Annotated in this window: 24 protein-coding genes; 17 read left to right on the forward strand and 7 right to left on the reverse strand. The window is 45.3% G+C overall.

Annotated features, from left to right (window positions below; all coding sequences use genetic code 11):
- Positions 1-45: 45 nt before the first annotated feature.
- Positions 46-237 (reverse strand): YkvS family protein, encoded by a 192-nt coding sequence (locus V1501_RS06335; protein ID WP_409293271.1) that lies wholly within the window; start codon positions 235-237, stop codon positions 46-48.
- Positions 238-497: 260 nt separating this feature from the next.
- On the opposite strand from V1501_RS06335, the gene V1501_RS06340 reads away from it, so the two are divergent.
- The gene (locus V1501_RS06340) at positions 498-692 is read left to right on the forward strand and encodes a hypothetical protein (RefSeq protein ID WP_409291982.1); all 195 of its coding nucleotides are present in this window, start codon (positions 498-500) and stop codon (positions 690-692) included.
- 67 nt (positions 693-759) lie between these two features.
- Here the strand turns inward: V1501_RS06340 and V1501_RS06345 are convergent, their stop codons facing one another.
- Positions 760-1,239, reverse strand: coding sequence for a sigma-70 family RNA polymerase sigma factor (locus V1501_RS06345; protein ID WP_409291983.1), 480 nt, complete (start codon positions 1,237-1,239; stop codon positions 760-762).
- Positions 1,240-1,438: 199 nt separating this feature from the next.
- Here V1501_RS06345 and V1501_RS06350 point away from each other — a divergent pair, with 199 nt between their 5' ends.
- Positions 1,439-2,176 (forward strand): SDR family NAD(P)-dependent oxidoreductase, encoded by a 738-nt coding sequence (locus V1501_RS06350; protein ID WP_409291984.1) that lies wholly within the window; start codon positions 1,439-1,441, stop codon positions 2,174-2,176.
- Positions 2,177-2,222: 46 nt separating this feature from the next.
- Here V1501_RS06350 and V1501_RS06355 read toward each other — a convergent pair whose 3' ends face one another.
- Positions 2,223-2,570: a PilZ domain-containing protein gene (locus V1501_RS06355; protein ID WP_409291985.1), complete on the reverse strand. Its 348-nt coding sequence runs from the start codon at positions 2,568-2,570 to the stop codon at positions 2,223-2,225.
- Between the two features lie 430 nt (positions 2,571-3,000).
- Here V1501_RS06355 and V1501_RS06360 point away from each other — a divergent pair, with 430 nt between their 5' ends.
- The 6 genes from V1501_RS06360 (at position 3,001) to V1501_RS06385 (ending at position 10,205) form a co-directional block, all read left to right on the forward strand.
- A complete protein-coding gene (locus tag V1501_RS06360; RefSeq protein ID WP_204543768.1) occupies positions 3,001-3,267 on the forward strand; it encodes a phosphocarrier protein HPr in 267 nt (88 codons plus the stop codon).
- Positions 3,267-4,985 (forward strand): phosphoenolpyruvate--protein phosphotransferase, encoded by a 1,719-nt coding sequence (gene ptsP, locus V1501_RS06365; RefSeq protein ID WP_409291986.1) that lies wholly within the window; start codon positions 3,267-3,269, stop codon positions 4,983-4,985. The genes V1501_RS06360 and ptsP overlap by 1 nt, the downstream gene beginning before the upstream one ends.
- A gap of 674 nt (positions 4,986-5,659) precedes the next feature.
- Positions 5,660-6,799, forward strand: a complete 1,140-nt coding sequence (locus V1501_RS06370; RefSeq protein ID WP_409291987.1) for an ABC transporter ATP-binding protein — start codon at positions 5,660-5,662, stop codon at positions 6,797-6,799.
- Positions 6,789-8,351, forward strand: coding sequence for a glycine betaine ABC transporter substrate-binding protein (locus V1501_RS06375; RefSeq protein ID WP_409291988.1), 1,563 nt, complete (start codon positions 6,789-6,791; stop codon positions 8,349-8,351). The genes V1501_RS06370 and V1501_RS06375 overlap by 11 nt, the downstream gene beginning before the upstream one ends.
- A gap of 175 nt (positions 8,352-8,526) precedes the next feature.
- The gene (locus tag V1501_RS06380) at positions 8,527-9,312 is read left to right on the forward strand and encodes an SDR family oxidoreductase (protein WP_409291989.1); all 786 of its coding nucleotides are present in this window, start codon (positions 8,527-8,529) and stop codon (positions 9,310-9,312) included.
- Between the two features lie 20 nt (positions 9,313-9,332).
- Positions 9,333-10,205, forward strand: a complete 873-nt coding sequence (locus V1501_RS06385; RefSeq protein WP_409291990.1) for an NAD(P)-dependent oxidoreductase — start codon at positions 9,333-9,335, stop codon at positions 10,203-10,205.
- A gap of 49 nt (positions 10,206-10,254) precedes the next feature.
- Here the strand turns inward: V1501_RS06385 and V1501_RS06390 are convergent, their stop codons facing one another.
- Entirely contained in the window at positions 10,255-11,397 is a 1,143-nt protein-coding gene (locus V1501_RS06390) for an aminotransferase A (RefSeq protein WP_409291991.1), read from the reverse strand.
- Positions 11,398-11,492: 95 nt separating this feature from the next.
- Between V1501_RS06390 and corA the strand changes: the two genes are divergently transcribed.
- The 3 genes from corA (at position 11,493) to V1501_RS06405 (ending at position 14,137) form a co-directional block, all read left to right on the forward strand.
- Entirely contained in the window at positions 11,493-12,494 is a 1,002-nt protein-coding gene (gene corA / locus V1501_RS06395; RefSeq protein ID WP_409291992.1) for a magnesium/cobalt transporter CorA, read from the forward strand.
- A 169-nt stretch (positions 12,495-12,663) separates the two neighbouring features.
- Positions 12,664-13,569, forward strand: coding sequence for a chemotaxis protein (locus tag V1501_RS06400; protein ID WP_409291993.1), 906 nt, complete (start codon positions 12,664-12,666; stop codon positions 13,567-13,569).
- A 16-nt stretch (positions 13,570-13,585) separates the two neighbouring features.
- Positions 13,586-14,137, forward strand: coding sequence for an HD domain-containing protein (locus tag V1501_RS06405; RefSeq protein WP_409291994.1), 552 nt, complete (start codon positions 13,586-13,588; stop codon positions 14,135-14,137).
- Positions 14,138-14,340: 203 nt separating this feature from the next.
- Here the strand turns inward: V1501_RS06405 and V1501_RS06410 are convergent, their stop codons facing one another.
- Together V1501_RS06410 and V1501_RS06415 are read right to left on the reverse strand one after the other, a co-directional pair.
- Entirely contained in the window at positions 14,341-14,856 is a 516-nt protein-coding gene (locus tag V1501_RS06410; RefSeq protein WP_409291995.1) for a YkyB family protein, read from the reverse strand.
- 234 nt (positions 14,857-15,090) lie between these two features.
- Positions 15,091-15,294 carry a hypothetical protein gene (locus V1501_RS06415; RefSeq protein ID WP_409291996.1) on the reverse strand — a complete coding sequence of 68 codons (204 nt, stop codon included), beginning with the start codon at positions 15,292-15,294 and terminating at the stop codon, positions 15,091-15,093.
- A 116-nt stretch (positions 15,295-15,410) separates the two neighbouring features.
- On the opposite strand from V1501_RS06415, the gene V1501_RS06420 reads away from it, so the two are divergent.
- The 3 genes from V1501_RS06420 to V1501_RS06430 all read left to right on the forward strand — a co-directional run bounded on the left by V1501_RS06420 (position 15,411) and on the right by V1501_RS06430 (position 18,423).
- Positions 15,411-15,767 carry a fluoride efflux transporter FluC gene (locus V1501_RS06420; RefSeq protein ID WP_409291997.1) on the forward strand — a complete coding sequence of 119 codons (357 nt, stop codon included), beginning with the start codon at positions 15,411-15,413 and terminating at the stop codon, positions 15,765-15,767.
- Between the two features lies 1 nt (position 15,768).
- Positions 15,769-16,143, forward strand: a complete 375-nt coding sequence (gene crcB / locus V1501_RS06425; RefSeq protein WP_409291998.1) for a fluoride efflux transporter CrcB — start codon at positions 15,769-15,771, stop codon at positions 16,141-16,143.
- Between the two features lie 165 nt (positions 16,144-16,308).
- Positions 16,309-18,423: a putative bifunctional diguanylate cyclase/phosphodiesterase gene (locus V1501_RS06430; protein WP_409291999.1), complete on the forward strand. Its 2,115-nt coding sequence runs from the start codon at positions 16,309-16,311 to the stop codon at positions 18,421-18,423.
- Between the two features lie 58 nt (positions 18,424-18,481).
- Here the strand turns inward: V1501_RS06430 and V1501_RS06435 are convergent, their stop codons facing one another.
- The gene (locus V1501_RS06435; protein ID WP_409292000.1) at positions 18,482-19,339 is read right to left on the reverse strand and encodes a metallophosphoesterase; all 858 of its coding nucleotides are present in this window, start codon (positions 19,337-19,339) and stop codon (positions 18,482-18,484) included.
- Between the two features lie 222 nt (positions 19,340-19,561).
- Here V1501_RS06435 and V1501_RS06440 point away from each other — a divergent pair, with 222 nt between their 5' ends.
- The 3 genes from V1501_RS06440 to V1501_RS06450 all read left to right on the forward strand — a co-directional run bounded on the left by V1501_RS06440 (position 19,562) and on the right by V1501_RS06450 (position 22,403).
- On the forward strand, positions 19,562-20,047 hold the full coding sequence (locus tag V1501_RS06440) for a GNAT family N-acetyltransferase (RefSeq protein ID WP_409292001.1): 486 nt from the start codon (positions 19,562-19,564) through the stop codon (positions 20,045-20,047).
- A gap of 157 nt (positions 20,048-20,204) precedes the next feature.
- Complete coding sequence (gene fadH, locus V1501_RS06445) at positions 20,205-20,969, forward strand: 2,4-dienoyl-CoA reductase (RefSeq protein WP_409292002.1); 765 nt, start codon at positions 20,205-20,207, stop codon at positions 20,967-20,969.
- A gap of 237 nt (positions 20,970-21,206) precedes the next feature.
- Positions 21,207-22,403 (forward strand): EAL-associated domain-containing protein, encoded by a 1,197-nt coding sequence (locus V1501_RS06450; RefSeq protein WP_409292003.1) that lies wholly within the window; start codon positions 21,207-21,209, stop codon positions 22,401-22,403.
- Positions 22,404-22,545 lie beyond the last annotated feature (142 nt).

Here is a 22,545-nt window from a genome sequence, read left to right on the forward strand (position 1 = left end):
CCGCGCCCCTTTTACACAAAAAAAGGGGCCAGTATGGCCCCGTTATCAAGCATTCTCCGCAACTTTGACAATCTTATAATTTTTATGGTTGACAACTGTCTTTTGTTCTAATTCAAGTTCGCGATAGTTATCCATATATGTCAGGTCGACTATTACTGAATTTTCGTTAACTTTTTCAACGATTCCCTTTAAACCTTCACGGAATTCGATGACATTTCCCACTTCTGCCTTCTTCAACCAAATCACAACCTTTATCAAAAGTAGTATAAAAACTCTTTATCAGGCTCTTTCCATTCGGAGGAAAATCATATAAAGTGAAAAGAGCATTTCTAATTTATTAACATCACTATTGTATGAATGGTAGATATTATTTGGTATTTTATGAAAATAAATTAGACTATTAAAAAACATTTTAATGGCAAACATCAGACGAAGCAAGCATAACTTATGAAAAGGCATACATTTTTTGCGGGTCTTCGGTACAAAGGAGTGTAAATATGGATAAAGAATGGGCTGACAGCCTCCTGACACAGCTTTCAAATGGCGAGATCAGTAAAATAGAAATAGAGAAGGAAGATTTTCTCGCCTTCCGGGCTGTCTTGGCGGCAAGAGAGGATTTTAAACATTTCCGGGGAATCGCCCGGCATCATGGGGGAGTTACCTATGAATATTTAACGGAGCCGCGAAGCTGAAAAATCGCGTAAAAAATATTAAAGGCTGTACCTGCCCTGGAATGGCGGACAGCCTTTTTTTAATGTATTAAATTTCATCCAGTACTTCGGGCTTTCTTAATCTCTTCAAAGCCGCTTTTCTCCAGGATTTGACCGAATCCTTCGTAACCTCCCATTGTACGGAAATTTCCTCTATAGTCTTTCCTTCATAAACCCCGCTAAGCCACTTTATTCCATTATCAGTAAGGTGTGTACAAAGAAAATCAAATTTTTCATCCTTAAAATAGTCTTCTGCTGATGAACTGGTGCTTTCCTCCTTCCACTCGGCTCCATATTTTTCTTCATGTTTACGCTCCTTGTTCAGCTGATTCAGCATCCGTCCCTTTATAACAGAGTAGGCAAACGGCAGAAACGGCCCTTTAGCGGACGAATGCTTTTCTGCTGCCTCCCATAACGCGATAAGACCGATTTGAAAATACTCATCCTTCTCTTTATAAATTCTGAGCGTTCTTATGACCTTATTGATGAGCGGTCTATAAAGCAGGGCAGTTTCAGTGAATCCTTCCATTTGTTTTCCTGACTAAGGCATACCTTTGTTTATTCCCGGGTAAAACAAACGTAATGGAATGAGAAAGGGAAATCTAACCGGAATTTATAAGAAAATACAGGGGATAACCGCTTTTTTACTATGTATCTTTTAAAAAAAACGGATTTTTACAAGCATTTTTTACAGGAAAGGAACAATTTTTAGCAGGGAGGCATAATGGATGGAAATGACAGGGAAGACTGCCATAGTGACAGGTGCGGGAAACGGAATTGGAAAAGAAGTGGCACTTCAGTTTGGAAGGAAGGGTGTCAATGTTATCATTGCAGATATTGACCCCGCAGGCGCCGGAACAGAAGAGGAAATTATCAAGAGTGGGGGCAGGGCGCGTTTTATCCTTACAGATGTCAGGAAAGAGGAAGATATCCTGAAGATGCTTGGAGATGTCATGGAAGAATTCAATTCCATCGATTATGTGATCAATAATGCGGGAGTATCGGAGTTTAAGCCCCTGCTTGAGCTGACCACAGAAGAATGGGACAATGTCATCCAGATTAATTTAAGGAGTACCTTTATCCTTTCAAGGGAGGCTGCCCGGAGGATGAAGAAAGGCGGCAGAATTGTAAACATATCCTCCACCAGGACATCCATGTCAGAGCCGGGGTCTGAAGCATATGCCTCATCAAAGGGGGGGATAACCGCCCTGACACACGCACTCGCAGCCAGTTTGTCACCGCTTGGAATAACCGTCAATTCCATCAGTCCAGGCTGGATACAAACTGAAAACTATGACAAGCTCCGTGAAAAGGATCATGAACAGCACTTTTCAAACCGGGTGGGAAAGCCATCTGACATTGCAAGGGCGTGCCTGTTCCTGTGCCATCCTGAGAATGACTTTATTACAGCAGAAGATATAGTCATTGACGGAGGTATGACCCGGAAAATGATATATAGGGAATAAAAAAATGGCATGTCCATGAAACATGACAGCCGCGTACGTACGTTCTTTATTTCTTAATGAACATCTTTAATTCTTTAATGATCTGCTGCTTGATAATTTCCTTTGTTTCAGGGGTTCCGGCAGCAGCAAAACCATATAGGTACTTTCCGAAATGCCTTTTTTTCCAAACTATGGTGCCGGGCATTACCAGTACGCTTTCGTTAAGCTGAAAAGAAACAGTGAGCTCAAGGTCTTTGTCGGGAAGTTCCAGTTCTGTCTGGAATTTAAGGCCATTCGGGCTTATATCCACAATATCCAGCTTTCCCTTTTTGCTGCTGTTAGGGCTGATTGAGAAAGTTCCCGGCACCGGCGTCTGCAGGGAGAACCTGAATGGCTCTTCGCGTTTATATTGCATATTGCTCCTCCATAAAATAAAGTCTATCTCATTTGTACAAAAAATATGGGGATAGTTCAAGAAAATATTTTGCAAAATGAGGCTCGAGGGATAACGGTGTCATTTTAGAAGGGGCCGGTTAAGAAGCCTGAGAGCGCTTACTAGAAATGCAATTTAAAATCTTTTTAAGATTTTCAAATTTAAAAATTAGTTCGTTAAGATTGTCACAATATCACCAAAGTGATATTCTTTAAAAAAAGGGCAAATTTCGTCCTTTAATACTATAAAGAAATAGCATAGGCACCGCTCACGATGGCTAGTAATTACCATAGCGGAGTTAAACATAGATATCCCATTTCAGGGGAACATTTAGGAGAAAGCTTTGGCCGATTAGCTTAATTGATTACAGGCGGTTTGCAAATCTATTTTATTTTAAAAGGAGTCGAGCAAAATGGCAGAAAAAACATTCACAGTTACAGCGGATACAGGTATCCATGCACGTCCGGCAACATTGTTGGTACAGGCAGCAGGAAAGTTTGATTCAGAAATCAACCTTGAATATAAAGGAAGAAAAGTAAACTTGAAATCAATCATGGGCGTAATGTCACTCGGAATTGGCCAAGGTGCAGAAATCAAGATCACAGCTGAGGGCAGCGATGAGCAGGATGCGCTTAACACTCTTGAAGAAACCCTAAAAAGAGAAGGTTTAGCTGAATAATGGCAAGCATGTTAAAAGGGATAGCGGCTTCAAGCGGAATTGCGATTGCCAAGGCATATCGCCTGATTGAGCCAGATTTAACGGTGCAAAAACAGACCGTTGCAGAAACAGCTGAAGAAAAATCCCGCTTCCAGGATGCAGTCAGCGTCTCCAAGAAGGAATTACAAGCCATCCGTGATAATGCCGAAAAAGAGCTGGGTGCGGACAAAGCAGCCATATTCGATGCCCACCTTCTTGTTCTAAGCGATCCAGAATTGATTTCACCCATCGAAGACAAAATTGATAATGAACAAGTCAATGCAGAGTTTGCCCTTAAGGAAACAGCGGATATGTTCGTTATGATGTTTGAGCAGATGGACAACGAATATATGAAAGAGCGTGCTGCAGATATCCGTGATGTTACCAAGCGGGTGCTTGCACACCTATTGGAAGTCCAGATTCCTAACCCAAGCATGATCTCTGAGGAAGTGATCATCGTAGCTGAAGATTTGACGCCATCTGATACAGCACAGTTGAACCGTACATATGTAAAAGGTTTTACTACGAATATCGGCGGCCGTACATCGCATTCAGCCATTATGGCGCGTTCCATGGAAATCCCTGCCGTAGTGGGAACAAAGGATGCTGTCGAGCAGATTCAAAATGGCGATTTAGTCATTGTGGATGGCTTGAATGGTGAAGTTCACGTAAATCCCACACCTGAATTGATTGAAAAATATAAGAGCGAGCATAAAGCCTTTGAAGCACAAAAGGCTGAATGGGCAAAGCTCGTAAATGAAAAGACGGTTTCTGCTGATGGACGTCATGTTGAGCTTGCTGCCAACATCGGGACACCTAAGGACCTGGAAGGCGTCAAGGCAAACGGCGGAGAGGGAATCGGTCTTTACCGCACCGAATTCCTTTACATGGGCCGCGACCAGCTGCCGACAGAAGATGAACAATTCGAAGCTTACAAGGCGGTCCTTGAAGGCATGGAAGGCAAGCCGGTTGTAGTCCGCACCCTGGACATCGGCGGAGATAAGGAACTGCCGTACCTCGATCTTCCTAAGGAAATGAACCCATTCCTGGGCTTCAGGGCAATCCGTCTATGCCTGGAAGAACAGGGTATTTTCCGTACACAGCTTCGTGCGCTGCTAAGGGCAAGCACCTACGGAAACCTGAAGATCATGTTCCCAATGATTGCAACGCTTGATGAATTCAGGGCGGCCAAAACCATTCTTGAAGAAGAAAAGCAGACGCTTGCTGGCGAAGGGATTCAGACAGCGGATCATATTGAGACAGGGATCATGGTGGAAATTCCATCAACTGCCGTCATGGCGGACACGTTTGCCAAAGAAGTTGACTTCTTCAGCATCGGAACGAATGACCTGATTCAGTATACAATGGCTGCTGATCGTATGAATGAAAGGGTATCTTACCTGTATCAGCCATACAACCCGGCTATCCTGCGCTTAGTCAAGATGGTCATCGACGCAGCGCATAAAGAGGGCAAGTGGGCCGGCATGTGTGGAGAGATGGCTGGCGATGAAACGGCAATTCCGCTTCTATTGGGACTCGGGCTTGATGAGTTCTCCATGAGCGCCACATCCATCCTCAGGGCCCGTTCCCTGATCAAGCGCCTTTCCCAGCCGGAGATGCTGCAGCTGGCAGATCAGGCACTTGGCATGAGCACAGCTGAAGAAGTGGTACATGCTGTGGAAACAGCTTTAACTAAATAATCTAACGGACAGGATTTTTCCTTCCGGATAGGCTGCAGGCATAACCGGTGAAAACCGGCTTGCCTGCAGTTTTTTGTTTTTTTCATTTAGATTGTGGTTTCCGGCTGATGTTGGGGGGAACGATCAAATAGGGGCAGAAATGAATGATTATAAGAGGGCTTAAAAATAGCGTTGAGGTGAGGTCAATTGGTCACACCTATCAATAGATCCAGCAAAAAGTCTTTGATTGATACAGAGTCTGAACAATACTGGCTGCTGAAAAGCAAAACGGTATTTACCATATATTTTTATAAATGTGTTTAAGAGAAACAGGGACGGGTATAGTAAGACTAGCAGCAAATGAATGTGACCTAGTTATGCAGCTAACATTCTCATTTCCCCCCTTTAGACAGCCGTATAAATGCCGGTTGTCTTTTTTTTTGCAAATAACAGTTTTAATGCAGGTCGCTTAGGGTATCTAGAAATTACTATATTAAAATCATTTTCTGTTTTCAACACGGAAATAAATGGATGATGGTTTTTTACCTGCTTTTTACCCCGCGTTGATTGCTCGACCTCCAAAATCGAACATATAAGCGATGTATAATGCAAATCCTACATTTATAACCTTTCAAATTTCTTTTCGGCTGCTAAGGCATCGTCTAGAAAAAATACTGTGAAGAGAGGGAAGGCCCTTGATCAAATTTAATCATGTCGGGAAAAAATATCCCGATGGCTTTATGGCTTTAAAAGATATCACCTTTGAAATAGGAGAAGGGGAGTTTGTTGCGCTGATCGGACCGAGCGGCTGCGGCAAAACTACAACCATGAGAATGATAAACCGGCTGACAGAGCCGACATCCGGGGAGATATACATAAACGGGGAGGATGTCTCAAAAAGAGATCCTGTCCAGCTTCGAAGGAATATAGGCTATGTAATCCAGCAGATTGGATTACTGCCCCATATGACGATCAAAGATAATATAACCCTGGTCCCCCGGCTGAAAGGCTGGGATAAGGAGCGGTATGAGAAAAAGGTCGATGAACTTCTTGAACTGGTTGGCCTTGATCCGGAAACATTTAAAAACAGGTTCCCTGCCGATCTGAGCGGCGGTCAGCAGCAGAGAATTGGAGTGATCCGCGCCCTTGCAGCCGAGCCTCCCGTCATTCTGATGGATGAACCATTCAGCGCACTCGACCCGATCAGCCGTGAGCAGCTTCAGGATGAATTAGTCCAGCTTCAGCAAAGGATCAAGAAAACGATCGTATTTGTCACCCATGACATGGATGAAGCAATTAAAATTGCTGACCGCATTGCGATCATGAATGAAGGGGAAATTGTTCAATTTGATTCCCCGGAACGGATACTCCGCCATCCAAAGAATGATTTTGTCAGAGGCTTCATTGGTGAAGACCGTCTTATTGCGAAAAACGAAAATCCGTCCGCAAAGGATTTGATGATTGAAAAAATCATTACCGCAAAACCAGGACGCGGCCTTGCTGAGGCCTTGAAAATGATGAAAACCTACAGAGTAGACAGCCTCCTTGTAACGGATGAGGATAGAAGGCTGCTCGGGATAGCAGCGCTGGAGGATGTAGAGCGGGAATATCATCATGAAGAAAAAACGCTTGGGGATATCATGAAGCGGGACATCTATCAGGCGGATGCTGAAACGCCATATACGGAAATCGCCCGGATGTTCGCTGAAGGTGCTGTGATTGTTCCGGTATCATCAGGCGGAAGGCTCGCCGGCTTAATAACCAGGGCATCCATGATGCGGGGCCTTGCCGGACTGCAGACTGCAGCCGGGGGAGGTGTAAGACATGGAGAATAACAATTTCCTGATGGCTCTTTGGGATACAATGTCATCCCGCTGGCCGGATATATTGCTGGGACTTCAGCAGCATTTATTCCTGTCGATTGTGTCAATTGCGGTGGCTGCCATCATTGCCATACCGCTTGGAATCTTTATATCAAGGCGAAAGCGTGCTGCCGAACCGATCATCGGGGTCGTTTCTGTCTTTCAAACAATACCGAGTCTGGCATTATTCGGTTTCCTGCTGCCTCTGTTTGGCATCGGGAACATTACAGCCATCATTGCATTAACTGTTTATGCACTCCTTCCGTTACTGAGGAATACATATACCGGATTGACCAGTGTCGACCAATCAGCTGTTGAGGCTGGTAAGGGCATGGGGATGACACAGAATCAAATTCTGAGGATGATTGAACTGCCCCTGGCGATGCCAATCATTATGGCCGGACTCCGGACCGCATCAGTGCTGACGATCGGGGTAGCCACCCTTGCCGCATTCATTGGAGCCGGCGGTCTCGGGGATTTGATCTACCGGGGACTTTCAACGGCCAGAAATGAATTGGTGCTTGCGGGAGCAATACCGGCCGCTATCCTTGCAGTAGCCATCGACTTGATTTTAAAGCGGGTTGAATTGGCTGTAGATCCGAAAAGAGGAAAAAGAGGCACTATAAATTGGAAGAAAACAGCTGCCATCCTTGTGCCGGCTGCAGCCATCCTGCTGTTCTTCTCATTTAGGGGAGGCACTTCAAATGATACAGTGGTCATAGCAGGAAAGAAATGGACAGAACAATATATTCTCCCGTATATCGTTTCTGAATATGTGAAGGATAAGACCGATTATAATGTGCAGATAAAGGAAGGCCTTGGAGAAACGCCGATTTTGACGCAGGCGCTGCGAAAAGGCGATATTGATCTGTATGTGGAATACACAGGTACCGGCCTGCTGACGATATTGAAGGAGAAATACAATCCTGAAGACAGTGCAGATGATATCTATAAGAAGGTGAATGAAGGGTATCAGGATAAATATGATCTGAAATGGCTTAAGCCTTTAGGATTTGAAAATACGTATGCCCTGGCCTTCAATCAGGAATCATTCAAAAAAGCGGGTGTAAAGACCATCTCGGGGCTTGCGCCAAAATCCGGCGAAGTGCGATTTGGTGCACCGACTGAATTTTTCGAGCGCGAGGATGGATATACAGCTTTTACAGAAACATACAATTTAAAGTTCAAGGAAAAGCGGAGCCTTGATGCCAACCTGATGTATTCCGCTCTCAACGAGGGAAAAGTGGACGCCATCCCTGCCTTTACAACAGATGGCAGACTGGTCCGGTTCAATTTGCAGACGCTGAAGGATGATAAAAAGTTTTTCCCTCCGTATTATGCAGCCCCGATTGTCAGGGAAGAAACACTTAAAAAATTCCCTGAACTTGAGGATACTGTCAATGGTCTTGCAGGCAAAATCTCTAGTAAAGAAATGGCTGAGATGAATGCACAGGTAGACCTGGATAAAAAAGACCCGGAGGATGTGGCAAAGGCCTTCTTGAAAAAGAAAGGGCTCATAGACTAAATGGAAGAGCAGCAGGCTTTTAAGCAGGCTGCTCTTTCCGTGGGAAGAACTCATTTCTGCCAGCCGGGACAGGCCTAAATGAACTCCCTCCGCTTCCGGCAGTCCTAAAGGTGGCACTCCGCGGGCAATTCACGCTAAAATGAAAGAATAATTAGAAAAAAGGGAGGCAGGACATATGGATTTAAATTTATCGGGCAGGACTGCGATTGTAGCGGCTTCCAGCCAGGGACTGGGCCGTGCCATAGCGGAGGAACTGGTCAAAGAGGGAGCTAACGTGGTTATAACGAGCCGCAGTGAAGAAAAACTGAAAGAAGTCTGCGGCAAATTAAAGGATCTTCAGCAGGGCAAGGTGAGCTATATAGTTGGTGATCTTACAAATGGGGCGGACATCCAGCGTATCATCAGAGAAACAATCGATACATACGGCGGCATTGATATATTGGTCAACAATGCAGGCGGCCCTCCGGCAGGTGCCTTTGAAGACATAACAGACGAAGAGTGGCAGACGACTTTTGAGCTCAACCTCTTAAGTTATATACGCCTGATCAGAGCTGCTCTTCCTCATCTCAAGAAAAAAGGTGGAAGAATCGTCAATATAGCTTCTTCCTCGGTCAAAGAACCGATTCCAGGCCTGATCTTATCCAATACATTCAGGACTGCCATCACCGGCTTGTCTAAGACGCTTGCGGCTGAACTTGCACCGCATCATATTCTCATAAATACCCTTGCGCCGGGCAGGATCGCAACAGACCGGGTCAGGCATCTTGATGAGATAAATGCAGATAAAGCAGGACTTGCAGTGGAAGAAATAGAGGATCGGATGAAAGGGCAGATTCCGCTCGGGAGATATGGTGAACCTGCTGAATTTGCAAGGGTAGCAGCCTTTTTGCTGTCTGACGCCAATTCATATATGACCGGCAGTACATTCCTTGTAGATGGCGGGATGGTTAAATCATTGTGATGAAGAAGGGAAAAGATATTATGGATCAGAAATATTCTATTGGCTTTATCGGCATCGGAGTAATGGGCGAAAGCATGGCAGGGCATTTACTAAAAAGCGGCCTGCAGGTCAGCGTGTACACGAGGACCAAGTCTAAGGCGGAAAGGCTTCTTGAGGCGGGGGCAGCCTGGGCTGATTCCCCCCGCAGGATAGCTGAGACCTCCAATGTAATCATTTCAATTGTGGGATATCCCCATGATGTAGAAGAAATATATCTTGGACAGGAAGGCATTGTTACGCATGCCGAAAAAGGCACCTTTCTGATCGACATGACCACATCTAAGCCGGAACTGGCTGTGAGGATTTATGAAGAAGCTAAAAAACGGGGCCTGCGTTCCATAGATGCTCCAGTTTCAGGTGGTGACATTGGTGCACAGAATGCCAGCTTGACCATCATGGCAGGCGGTGATGAGGAGGATTTCCAGGCGGTGGAGCCAATACTTGCATTAATGGGTTCCAATGTGCAGTACCAGGGAAAAGCTGGAGCTGGACAGCACACGAAAATGAGCAATCAGATTGCCATTGCTTCTAATATGATCGGAGTCTGCGAAGCTGTGGTTTATGCACAAAAAGCCGGACTTAATCCCGAGAATGTACTGAAGAGTATATCCTTCGGTGCTGCGGGGAGCTGGTCACTGTCCAATCTGGCACCGCGTATGATCAGCGGCGACTTTAAGCCTGGCTTTTATATAAAACATTTCATTAAAGACATGAAAATTGCCCTGGAGGAATCCGAACGCATGGAACTGGCACTGCCGGGCCTGAAGCTTGCAAGGTCCTTATATGAAAGCCTGGCTGCAGCAGGGGAAGCGGAAAGCGGTACACAGGCACTGTATAAATATTGGGAGTTGTAAGGCGCCGGCAAAAAACGCTTGAACCAAAATTGGTCCAAGCGTTTCTTTGTCACGTGTCCAGGAAAGATGCAAGCCTGTCCAGGGCTCTTTCCAGAGTATCCAGGGAATAAGCGTAGGATAATCTCACATAGCCTTCTCCGAGCTGAGAGAAGGCACTCCCGGGGACAAGCGCCACCCTCTTGCTTTTTAATAGCTCAAGGGCGAATTCTTCCGACGAAGGGTATTTTTTGGGAAGCTTAATAAAGAAATAAAAAGCTCCATCAGGCATGACCACATCCAGATTCATTTCCTTGAGACGGGAATAAACATAATCCCTTCTTTTTCTGTACTCCGCTCTCATCGGGGCTGCGTCATTAAAACCGGCAGTAAGGGCGGCATACGCTGCTTTTTGTGAAATGGAAGAAGCACAGCTCACATTATATTGATGGACTTTCAATATATGTTCAGCTATCCTGCCAGGGGCGAAAATGAACCCAATCCGCCAGCCTGTCATGGAGTGTGATTTCGAAAGCCCATTGATCAAAATGGTCTGGGCAGGCAGAAATTCCGCAATGGAAGCATGGCCCTCATAAGAAAGTTCGCTGTAAATTTCGTCTGCGATGATAAAGATGCCCTTATCCTGCACCAGAGCCGCTATTTCCCGCAATTCTTGCGCATTAAGAGAAACGCCGGTCGGATTGGAAGGATAAGGAAGAATGATGCACTTTGTTTTTTCAGTGATATAGGCTGATATGATACCCGCTGTCATCTTGAAGGAATTCCCGGTAATGTCAGCGTGTACCGGTACACCTCCGGAAAGTCTTACAATCGGTTCGTAACCGGGATAAACCGGACCCGGCAGGATGGCTTCATCACCTTCTGACAGGATGGTTCTTAGCGAGATATCGATGGCTTCGCTCGCGCCTGCAGTGACGATGACTTCCGAGGCTGGATCATATGTAAGGCGGTACTTTTCTTTCACATAATCGGCTGCAGCTTTCCTAAGTTCAAGGAAACCGGCATTATGTGTATAGACAGTGAAGTCTTCATCTATGGCCTGCTTGGCAGCTTCCTTGATATGAAGCGGAGTTTTAAAATCTGGCTGACCAATCGTGAGGGATATCACATCTTCAAATTCCGAAACCATGTTAAAAAATTTGCGTATTCCTGAAAGTTCAATTTGTGTAACACGCTTATTCAAATAATTTTCCATATCGCACCTCCCAATCTCATTATCATTTTACCACGATAAAGAGCAACGGGAAATAATCAGGAAATGGGGGACTGCCCCCCGGAAAGGAGATTTTTTTGATCAGAACAGCGGCTATTACAGAAAGCGGGCAGGTTTTGACCAATCTGACCCTGGAAGATACGAAGCGCGGAGACATCAAATGGAGCTGGACTGACTTTTCAAATCCGACGCAGGAAGAAACAGAGAAGCTGGGTTCATTCTTTGATTTTCATCCGCTTGCGGTGGAGGATTGTTTTGACGATTTCCTGCAGCGGCCAAAAATTGACTTTTATGGTGAGTATCAATTCCTCGTAGTCCACGCCCTGGATTATGTGACACTTGAAGCGGAAGAAGTAGACATATTTATGGGCGCGAGGCAGGCAGTTACCTACCATAAAAAAGTGCTTCCGGAGATTGAGCGAATGTGGGAGTCCTTTGCGGCTTCAAAAGAAAGCCTGCATGGGCCCTTTTCCATCGTCCACTGGACCATTGACAAGATCGTGGATAACTTTTTTCCAATCCTCTTCAAGATTGAGGATTGCCTGAACAGCCTGGATGATAATCCCGGCAGGAACTCAGCAACTGATTTGATGGAAGAATTGTTCGATATCAGGGGAGACCTTAACAAAATCAGAAAAACGCTCATCCCAATGAGGGATTTATTGTACCGGATCACAAATTCCGAGAGACTGAACCAACTGCCCGACCAGAAGCTTTATTTTCACGACATATACGACCACTTGCTCAAGCTGGTTGAAATGATGGAGTCCTTCCGGGAATTTTCATCTGACATCAGGGACAGTTATATTTCCATGAATTCCTACAATATGAATACAATCATGATGACGCTGACTGTGATTACCACGATTTTCATGCCGCTAACCTTTATTGTCGGAATTTACGGCATGAATTTCGATTATATGCCCGAGCTTCATTGGAAATATGGATTTCCGCTGATCATCGGTCTAATGATCATCATTTCTACTTCAATGTTCTTGTTTTTCTACAAAAAGGGCTGGATAACAAGATCGCAAAAGCTCATTATAAAATATAATGGCAGGCCGGGCCGGAATCGGTGAAATTAGTATAGATACAGAATTCTTTCTTTAAGCTCCTATAAAGGACTCTCAACATATTTACGCTCCAGGCAGTGGATTATAGTAAAGAAATCAGCTTTCCAGCCGAAATAGTATATAGAAGAAAGTACCGGGAAGCTGCAGCTGACCGGCAGGCATGGAGGCTGAATATATGGATTCAAATAAAGGTATATTGCTGGAGAGCGGCACAAACGAGATAGAAGTAGTTGAATTTGGAATTGGGGCTATTAAATTCGGCATCAATGTCATTAAAGTCAAAGAAATTATAAAACCTGTGTCTGTGACACCGATTCCCCGTTCACACCGGCACGTTGAAGGGGTCATCGAGCTTAGGGGAGAAGTCCTTCCCATCATTGATGTAGCGGTTGCGCTTGGTCTGCCGCCATCACAGACGCCGCATGATGATAAATTTATCGTGGCAGAATTCAATATGCAAAAGACGGTTTTCCATGTGCATTCCGTCACCCAGATCCACAGGCTGTCATGGGAGGCTATCGAAAAACCAACTGGACTCATGCAGGGCCTCGAAAGCCAGATAGTAGGCATGGTAAACCTTGAAGGCAATATGCTGATGCTTTTGGACTTTGAAAAGATGATTGTTGACATCAATCCGGATTCCGGTATCCATGCAGGCAGGCTGAAGCATGTTGAGGCCCGGGACAGGTCAGATAAAAAGGTAATAGTTGCCGAGGATTCAGCACTTTTAAGAAAGCTGATAGAAGGAACCCTTCTTGAGGCCGGTATCCAGCAGGTGAAATTCTTTGAAAACGGCAGTGATACACTTGCTTATTTAGAGGCCCTGGAGAAAGAGGGCAAAAAAGTTGAAGCAGAAGTCGACCTGCTCATCACTGATATCGAAATGCCGAAAATGGACGGTCTTCATCTGACACGCAGGATCAAAACAAGTGAAGCCTTCAAACAGCTTCCTGTGATTATCTTCTCTTCTTTGATTACAGAAGATCTCCGCCATAAAGGAAAGATGGTAGGTGCAGACGCGCAGGTGAGCAAGCCGGAAATAGGCAGGCTGATTGAATATATGGATGAGCTGATCCACTAAAGACAGGATGGATTCCATGAATCAATTGATCGTAAAAGCAGAGCGGTTTGCAAGATCAGCTCATCAGGGGCAGATCAGGAAAATAAGGGGCACACCTTATATAGAGCATCCCTTGAATGTTGCTGAGATACTCCGGAGCGCACATTTTGCAGAAGAAGTAGTGGCTGCAGGACTGCTCCATGATGTGGTGGAGGATACTTCAGTCACCATTCAGGAAATTCAGCTTGAATTTGGACCGGAAGTTGCCAGGCTCGTTGCCGGCAATACAGAGGAAAAGAACCTCACCTGGGAAGAAAGAAAAATGCATACGATACAAAGTGTAAGGGTAGCCGGCATAGAGCTGAAGGCGCTGGTGGCGGCTGATAAGCTTGATAACCTGAAAAGTATTATCAGTAATTATGATGAATATGGGGATGCTGTGTGGTCCCATTTTAAAAGAGGCAGAGATAAACAGTACTGGTATTACTCGAATGTTTCACGAGCGATACTGGACCATACATCTCATGAAGAGGTTCCCGGGTACTTCTATGAATTAAGGGAACTTGCCGAATGCATAAAACCATCCTGAAATACCTGCTCGCAGCCCATGCATGAAAAGGAACCTGAAAAGAACAGGAACAAATACAATAAGGCAGTGGAGCGGAGTAAGGTGCTGGCAGGAATGCCAGCAAAATCCATGATGATCATACCGGGCTGGAGGAAGTCTTTTGATACAAGCAGCTCCGCCCCTTTTCCAAAGAAAAAGATAAGGAGCCCTTTACATAGGGCTCCTTATCTTTTTGGTTTGGGGAAAGAGACATCTCCGCCAAGGAATGAGGAAGAGAAGCAGTCAGGTGTTTTTGGCTGAGGAACCCTTCTTTGGGTCCGGCTGTTTTTTTTCTCCGGCGGTTTCTTGGCATGGTTGATGCCTAAATAATCCTGGAGGATGCTCCTCGCCTTGGACAGTGACAAATGGGCTTTTGGATTTCTTTTGCCGGAAAGGCGGCTACCTAAATGGGGAAGGGATGTTTTATCCTCCCTGGTTGGAGGCAGGTGAAAAATATAATCTCCGCATTCTACAATTACATCTGACTGCTGACGTGAAAAACGCGGATTATCAGAAAAGTGGAGACCCACTTTCTTGGCTTTCCCTTCCTGCATCAGCTGATCTAACGCTTTTTGTTTGAGATGGTAAAGGTTTTGGGGCTTCAACGCTGTCTTGGCATGCTTGTTGACGACAAAGATGGCCTGGGCTAAGGTTTGGAAGGAAACCGAAGTGCCCGGCTTGCCCTGATTGGGCTGGCTCATATAAATCTCCTTTCAGTTCCAAATATTTTTTGACATTTATTATAACATTTTCTAATGGAGAAAAAGAGATGAACTTTTGCATTGAATAGGCTTAAGTCTAATCTCCTTATCATGTCATCTTCGTTTTGCCCTATATGTATCGAACTTAAACTTAAAATCCTGAATTAGATAAAAGATATAAATATTCTTCAGCCCGATTTAAGGGGAGGGGCTGAAGAATCCTCATCAGATTGTCTAATAATAGTAATAGGGGGGCACTGGCAGAGCCGGGTATACAGGATATGGATAAAAATAGGGTCTGTTAAACAGCAGGGGGCCGATGGCAAGGCCGGCTGCAAATGGAAGCAGCGGAAAAAAGCGCTCATCGTTTCCCTGTTCCTGTACAAGGGGAGCCGGCGGCCGGCCGTATTGCAGGTAATCTGTTTGTTGATAATACAAAGCAACTCTTCCTCTCTATAACTGCATGTACACCTGTGAAAAGATGTCTATCCTAAGCTATAATATGAGATGCAGGCCTATATGGAGCCTGTCATGAGAGTATTAGGAGGGGGATCATGCTTAAGAGTATAGCGGCCGCAGGCTTCGGCGGTGCGGCCGGGGCCATGGCGAGGTTCTGGCTCCAGCAGGGGGCGGCTGGACCTGCAGGCACATTAACTGCCAATATACTGGCGAGCCTCCTGATTGGATATTTAAATGGATTACAAATCAAAGAAAAAAAACCTGTGCTTCTAATCTTCCTGGGCACAGGTTTTTGCGGGGGCTTTTCGACCATGTCCACCTTTTCAAAGGAAGTCTGCTCATTATTGTTCGACGGTGGTCTGTCCGGGCTTTTATATATCGTATCCACAGCGGTGCTGTGTATAGGTTCGGCTCTCCTTGGGTACTCGGCAGCAGGAAAGGCGGTGAATTGAATTGGATTATCTTTCAGTGGCAATAGGTGGGTTTTTAGGATCAATTGCACGATTCCTGGCTGGGATGTCGTTTCTTGCCCGGCGAAAGTCATCCATACCTCTTTCCATTGCCGCAATCAATATAGCAGGCTGTTTCTTGCTTGGACTTGTCCTGCCATTTTTAGAAGGCTCAGGGCAGCACTTCATTTTGTTTGCCTCCGCTGGGTTTTTAGGCTCTTTTACAACCATGTCGACTTTCAGCCTTGAAGCAGCTCAGCTGCTAAGGGAAAACAATCTGAAGGGCTTTGTGCTGTACATCATCCTCTCACTTGGCGGCAGCCTCCTGGCCTTTTCAATCGGCCGCATGATAGGCATGTATCTGTCAAAGATACTTTAGAATCAGGGAAGTATTTTTATTTTCTTATTTTTGCTGTGCATAATGAAAATTCGTTGTAAAATGACAGTATACAAAAACTAACAAAATACGGAATTACTTCCACTGTATCTGTTCTTCCATCAGACTGGGGACACATACAGCGGCATTCCTTAAGGTGCTGACATTATGGATTCATTCAATAATTATCTCAATAAATTACATACAAACGGAAGCGGTAACATGGATACAATCCTTCTCGAAATTATGTTCCGGCATGTAAAAGATATGCTTTTTATCATGAAGGTGGAAGGAGCAGGTCAATTCCGGTACTTGTTTGCCAATGAAGTGGCTCTTGAACGTGCCGGCCTGAACGATGGAAGCATTGGCAGGCTGATTCAGGATGTGGTGTCTTTTGAAAAGTCCCATGAGCTCATCCGCCATTATAATCAGGTCCTGGAAACCGGGGAGGCGGTGTATTTTAAAGATTCCGGCATCTCATCAAGCGGCAGGCGGTTTTTTGGAGAATCCATTCTGACGCCGGTGGGTGAAGCAGCCGGACCGGTTCAGTATATTGTCAGTGTGACAAGGGATATCACAGAAGCGGTGCTTGAAAATGAAAAGCTGATAGAAAGCCAGGATCGGTTCCGGTCGCTGATTGATCATAATATGGATTCTATCTTTACACTGGATGAAACCGGTAATATTCTAAATGTGAATCCCGCCGCATATAAAATCACCGGCTTCAGCGGGATGGAACTGAACATGAAGAAGTTTGCTTCATTCTTAAGTGAGGAAGATCAGGAGAGCTTTAAGGCATTATTCAGCGGTTCAATGAAAGGCGCTGCCATGGAGTCGATTGATCTCTGTTTCATTGAAAAGGGAGGCTCCGGCATCTCAGTCCATATCCGGACAGTTCCGATCATTATTGCAGGGCAGGTGAAAGGCCTGTATATCATCTTGAGAAATATTACTGCCCAAAAGGACAATCTGGAAACTATAAAATATATGGCTTATCATGACCAGCTGACCGGTCTGATGAACAGGACGGCACTCATACGTGATATAAATGAAGCAATTGCCGAGGCGAGCGCCCCTGCAAAACAGATTGCCATCTACAATATAGATCTTGACAGATTCAAGTACCTGAATGATTCCCTTGGACATAACATCGGTGATGCCCTTCTCAAGGAAGTGGGCAGGAGGCTTTTGACCATCAGGGATTTTGACTACAAGCTATACCGGCAGGGCGGAGATGAATTTACCGTCCTGCTCAGCCACAGCAGTAAAGAGGAAGCAGAGCAGTTTGCTGTTGTGCTGTTCAACCAGTTTGGTCTGCCCTTTACACTTCGGGGCCAGGATTATTTTATTTCCCCAAGCATTGGGATAAGCATGTATCCGCTTGATGGGATAGACAGCGAAACCCTATTAAGGAAAGCAGACGGTGCCCTCCATAGGGTGAAGGAAAGAGGCAAGGCGCATTTTCAGTTTTTCAGCAAGGATATCCTTCTTCATCAGCCCAATATTGTTGTGATGGAGTCTAATCTTAGAAGGGCCATTGAGAAGAAAGAATTAAGCCTTTATTATCAGCCGCAAATCAATCTTGCCACCAATCAGATTGAGAGCCTGGAAGCATTGCTTCGCTGGCATAACCCTACCCTGGGGTACGTTTCCCCGGCTGAATTCATTCCGCTGGCGGAAGATACGGCACTGATTGTCCCGATAGGGGAATGGGTGCTTGAGGAAGTGTGCAGACAGATTGTGGAGTGGGATAGTAAAGGACTGCCGGAAATAAAAGTGGCAGTCAATCTCTCGCCGAAACAATTTCTGCAGCCTCAGCTTGCCGAAAGGCTGAATGAGGTGATCAAGAAGTATGAAGTGAGTCCTGCGAGGCTTGAAATCGAAATAACGGAAGGTGCTATCCAGAATACTGTGGAGAGCCTTGAAATCGTAACGAAGCTCAAGGAGATCGGCCTGTCCATTTCAGTGGACGACTTCGGGACCGGATATTCTTCCTTAAGCTATTTAAAACAATTCCCGCTGGATACCTTGAAGATCGATCAGTCCTTTGTCAGGGAAATCCTTTATGACAGGAAGGATGCAGCCATCATTACAACCATCATCCACCTGGGGCAGAGCCTCGGTCTTGAGGTGATAGCGGAAGGCGTTGAAGTGCCTGAGCAGGCAGGTTTCCTCAGGGAAGCAAATTGCCAGAAGGGACAGGGTTATCTGTTTTCAAAGCCAATGCCCCCCGTTGAGATTGAAAAAGCGCTGCTGACGAAAAAGAACTTCACACTTCAATAAAAAAGGAGCAGCAGCCTCATGGGCTCTGCTCCTTCACTATTTCACCCAAGCAAGAAGATCAGTGTTTCCTCTCCAGTTCAAATATGGTAATCTCCGGCCTTGACAGTACCCTATAGGGAAGCCGTGTGGTTCCCAGCCCCCGGTTTACATAAAGTTTGACAGAACCGATGTCATAGAAGCCCTCGATATATTTCTCCGCGAATGGGGGTTTAACCAGTGCGCCCGCAAATGGAATCTGCACCTGCCCGCCATGACTGTGGCCGCTCAGCTGAAGATGAACCGGAAACGCGGAAATATCGTCTGCGAGGTCGGGCGCATGTGACAGATTAATATGATACCTGCCTTCTGCCCGGTCGAGCGCCCGGTTTAAATCCGGTCTGCCAAGCATCGGTTCGTCAATCCCGGAGATGCAGATAGAGTCGCCATTTAAAAGTTTTACTATCCTGTAATCATTTTTTAAGACCGTAAAGCCAGCCTGCTTCATTATGTTTTCATAGATATCTGTACCATAGCCCCCGTGGTCATGGTTGCCATATACGCAGAACTTCCCAAGGGGGGGATTCAGCGAACTCAGCACCGGTATGATATCTTCCTGATGTGCATACTCATTTGGTGCATCCATCAGATCCCCTGTGAAGAAAATCATATCAGGCTGGAGGCTGCTGATCTTCTTCACAGCCGCCTTAAGGTCATTGAGCTGGAACTGAAAGCCAATATGGGTGTCGCTGAATTGAACAATCTTTATACCGCCAAACCCCCGCGGGATCAACTTATGGCTGATTTTATATGAATTAACCTCAAGCCATCTCGGTTCAACCTCCTCAGCATAATATTTGCCGCCCGCACCTGCTCCGGCTGCTGAAAGGAGGACTCCCAGACTGGACTTCAAAAAAGACCTTCTTGTCCACTTTTTCATCTAATCAACCTATCTATACAATTGAATTTTTACTCATAAATAGTAACAAAAACACCCGTGAAATAATAGCCATAACCCCAAGCCAAAATCTGCAAACCCCTTCCATTTTGGACTATTTCCCAGGGGACTGTCGCTCATTTCCCTTATTCAAAGAAAGGGGATTGTCAAGGCAGGGGTTTGTTCTTATAGTATATGTAGAAAGAACAGACGGGGGTTATATGTGTGATTATTAGAGATGCAGTGGAGTGCGATCTGCCGTTTTTGCTCGATATTTATAATGAGGCAATCAGGAATACGGCAGCGACGTTTGATCTTAAGGAGCAAACTCTCGCAGAGAGGCAGCAGTGGTTCAGCAAGTATGGGAAGGATTATCCGCTTTTAGTGGCTGAGATCGATGGCAGGGCAGCGGGGTATTGTTCTTTGTCGCCCTTTAGGGAAAAAGAAGCATACAGGCAGACCGTAGAGATTTCAATTTATATAGATGCTGTGTATAGAGGAAGAGGCGCCGCAGGCAGACTTATGGAAGCTATCATTGAAAAAGCAGGGAGCGCCGGGTTTCACGTCATTATCGCCGGAATTACCGCCGGCAATGACACCAGTGTAGAAATGCATAAAAAATTTGGATTCCAATATGCAGGCTGCTTCAGGGAAGTTGGTTACAAATTTGATCAATGGCAGGATGTTCTATTTTATCAGCTGATATTATGACCAATTTTTAATAGGCGGGAAGTTGGTCCCGTTGGTATAAGATCCGGCAGAAATAAGAGAGCCGGGTTTTTCTTTTGCCATTTTTGTTAGAAAATTGAGAAAATAAATGCTATCATTGAAATGAATGACTATTCATCTTTTGGAAGAGGGGTTTAGAATGAAAGATAAAGTGATCATCATCACTGGAGGATCCAGCGGTATGGGGAAGTTCATGGCTAAAAGGTTTGCGGATTCAGGTGCAAATGTAGTCATTACCGGACGGAATCCAGAGCGGCTTGAGCAGGCAAAGGGTGAAATAGAAACGGGAGAAGGCCGAGTACTTACCATCCAGATGGATGTGAGGGAAGTGGAGCATGTACGGCATATGGTTGAAAAAACATTGGAGACATTCGGTACGATTGATTTCCTGGTCAATAATGCGGCAGGGAACTTCATATGCCCGGCTGAAAAATTGTCGCCGAACGGCTGGAAATCTGTCATAGACATTGTCTTGAATGGAACCTTCTATTGTACAAGCGAAGTAGGGAAATACTGGATTGAAAAAGGAATCAAAGGCAGCATCATCAATATGGTCGCAACATATGCCTGGGGAGCAGGAGCCGGGGTCATACATTCGGCGAGCGCCAAAGCAGGAGTGCTGTCCATGACCCGTACTCTCGCTGTTGAATGGGGCAGCCGGTACGGAATACGGGTGAATGCCATCGCACCGGGTCCGATAGAAAGGACTGGAGGAGCGGAAAAGCTTTGGGAATCGGAAGAAGCTGCCAGGAGAACACTGGACAGTGTACCGCTTAAGAGGCTTGGTACTCCTGAAGAGATAGCCGGATTGGCGAGTTACCTCTTCTCACCCGAAGCCGGATATATAAACGGTGAATGCATAACCATGGATGGAGGACAGTGGCTCAATCAGCATCCCTTCTAGAAAGTTACTGTGTGCTCATTGGACCTGCCGCTTTTTTATACATAAACCGGCCGGTTGAAGCTTTAGTATCACTCCGGCTGCAAAATTTCCACATAGCATCAGCCTTCCATTGGATATATATTTTTATGATAAGCAGTATAAGACACCACTAAGTTTGTTGGCGGGAGTATTCATTTTATTGCCTCCATGTCATCTGGTGGTAAAATAAAAAAAAGATTCTTGGTTGGAGGGGCTGCTGTGGATGCTGTTGAAATATTAGAGAATACTGATAAAATTTTTCCCTGCTTTCAGCCCGTATTCAGCGCGGATGGACACCAGGTGATCGGGTACGGGGTACTTGGCAGGATTCAATCAGGCAGTCAGGCGCACAGCCTGGATTCCTTTCTTAATGATCCTGACATACCTGACGAATACAGGATTGAAGTGGAGAATATCATTCTAGAAAGGGCGCTGACCAAGCTTGGGGCAGCCAGTGATTCTGCGCTTCTTTTCATCAATAGAGACCCTGATCTGTTAATGCAGGATCATGGGGAAGGGTATCTTGAAATACTTAAACAGCACCTCCCGGATAAGCTGGATATGATCATGCTTGAAATCTCAGAAGCAAACTATAAAGGGGAACTGGATCCTCTCTATTATATGCTTACATATTTCCGTACCTATGGAATGGGTGTGGCTATAGGCAATCTTGGGGAAAAGAGCCATATGGAGAGGATAGCCAAGCTTTCTCCGCAAATCCTCAAAATGAACTTAAAGACCATGCGGAACAGCGGGGGCCAGAATGACTTAATGTATCCTGTTAAAATGCTTGCAAGGAAAATGGGTGCTGCCCTGCTTTTTGAAGGTATCGAAAATAATTATGATATGCACTATGCCTGGAAGAATGGCGGCCGTTATTATCAAGGAACATATCTTCATGCACCCATTGGGCATTTTGTCGACAGGAATATCCTTAGAGATAAATTTAAGGAAGAATTTCATGAATTCATACTGCTGGAAAAAAGCAAATTGGAAAAGGTCTATGAAATTACGGTGAATTTTCAGACCCGTCTGGCTGAACTGCTTGCAAAATTCAAGCGCCGCCAAGCGGGAACTGAGCTGCTGCAGGCGCTTGCCATGGAATTGGAAACTATGTGCTTCAGGCTTTATATTTGTGATGAAGAAGGCTTTCAAAAGTCTCCCAATTTATTCAGGTCTAACGGTTCCTGGATCATCCAGGAGGAGTACCGCAGCAAAAACTGGAGCTGGCGTCCATATTTCCTGGAAAACATCATTAAAATGATACATGAAAAAAAGGGCTTCCTTTCCGATGTGTATAGTGATATTGAAACAGGTGATACCATCAGGACTTTCTCTTATCCCTTGAGCGGGAAAGATTTTTTATTCCTTGACCTTTCTTATTCTTTTCTGTATGAACATGATGTATTACTATAGCAGTATGCGGAAACCTCCAGTTAAGGAGGTTTTTTTGTATGGAAATATTATCCGAATGGGCATTAGATGAAGATTTCAAGTTTTTTGCCTTCAGGTTCGGGTAAAAAAACGATATAGATATCATAATCCATACAAAATTGTA

It is taken from the genome of Paraperibacillus esterisolvens, from assembly GCF_046237625.1.
Lineage (GTDB): Bacteria > Bacillota > Bacilli > Bacillales > DSM-1321 > Paraperibacillus > Paraperibacillus esterisolvens.

What these genes read in the sequence shown, in the direction of transcription:
- V1501_RS06410 (WP_409291995.1), bottom strand. Translation starts at nt 14,856, where the DNA reads ATGAGCCAGCCCAATCAGGGCAAGCCGGGCACTTCGGTTTCCTTCCAA.
- V1501_RS06405 (WP_409291994.1), top strand. Translation starts at nt 13,586, where the DNA reads ATGAATCAATTGATCGTAAAAGCAGAGCGGTTTGCAAGATCAGCTCAT.
- V1501_RS06340 (WP_409291982.1), top strand. Translation starts at nt 498, where the DNA reads ATGGATAAAGAATGGGCTGACAGCCTCCTGACACAGCTTTCAAATGGC.
- V1501_RS06380 (WP_409291989.1), top strand. Translation starts at nt 8,527, where the DNA reads ATGGATTTAAATTTATCGGGCAGGACTGCGATTGTAGCGGCTTCCAGC.
- V1501_RS06390 (WP_409291991.1), bottom strand. Translation starts at nt 11,397, where the DNA reads ATGGAAAATTATTTGAATAAGCGTGTTACACAAATTGAACTTTCAGGA.
- V1501_RS06385 (WP_409291990.1), top strand. Translation starts at nt 9,333, where the DNA reads ATGGATCAGAAATATTCTATTGGCTTTATCGGCATCGGAGTAATGGGC.
- V1501_RS06350 (WP_409291984.1), top strand. Translation starts at nt 1,439, where the DNA reads ATGGAAATGACAGGGAAGACTGCCATAGTGACAGGTGCGGGAAACGGA.
- V1501_RS06435 (WP_409292000.1), bottom strand. Translation starts at nt 19,339, where the DNA reads ATGAAAAAGTGGACAAGAAGGTCTTTTTTGAAGTCCAGTCTGGGAGTC.
- V1501_RS06430 (WP_409291999.1), top strand. Translation starts at nt 16,309, where the DNA reads ATGGATTCATTCAATAATTATCTCAATAAATTACATACAAACGGAAGC.
- V1501_RS06355 (WP_409291985.1), bottom strand. Translation starts at nt 2,570, where the DNA reads ATGCAATATAAACGCGAAGAGCCATTCAGGTTCTCCCTGCAGACGCCG.
- ptsP (WP_409291986.1), top strand. Translation starts at nt 3,267, where the DNA reads ATGGCAAGCATGTTAAAAGGGATAGCGGCTTCAAGCGGAATTGCGATT.
- V1501_RS06400 (WP_409291993.1), top strand. Translation starts at nt 12,664, where the DNA reads ATGGATTCAAATAAAGGTATATTGCTGGAGAGCGGCACAAACGAGATA.
- V1501_RS06360 (WP_204543768.1), top strand. Translation starts at nt 3,001, where the DNA reads ATGGCAGAAAAAACATTCACAGTTACAGCGGATACAGGTATCCATGCA.
- V1501_RS06375 (WP_409291988.1), top strand. Translation starts at nt 6,789, where the DNA reads ATGGAGAATAACAATTTCCTGATGGCTCTTTGGGATACAATGTCATCC.
- V1501_RS06420 (WP_409291997.1), top strand. Translation starts at nt 15,411, where the DNA reads ATGCTTAAGAGTATAGCGGCCGCAGGCTTCGGCGGTGCGGCCGGGGCC.
- fadH (WP_409292002.1), top strand. Translation starts at nt 20,205, where the DNA reads ATGAAAGATAAAGTGATCATCATCACTGGAGGATCCAGCGGTATGGGG.
- V1501_RS06345 (WP_409291983.1), bottom strand. Translation starts at nt 1,239, where the DNA reads ATGGAAGGATTCACTGAAACTGCCCTGCTTTATAGACCGCTCATCAAT.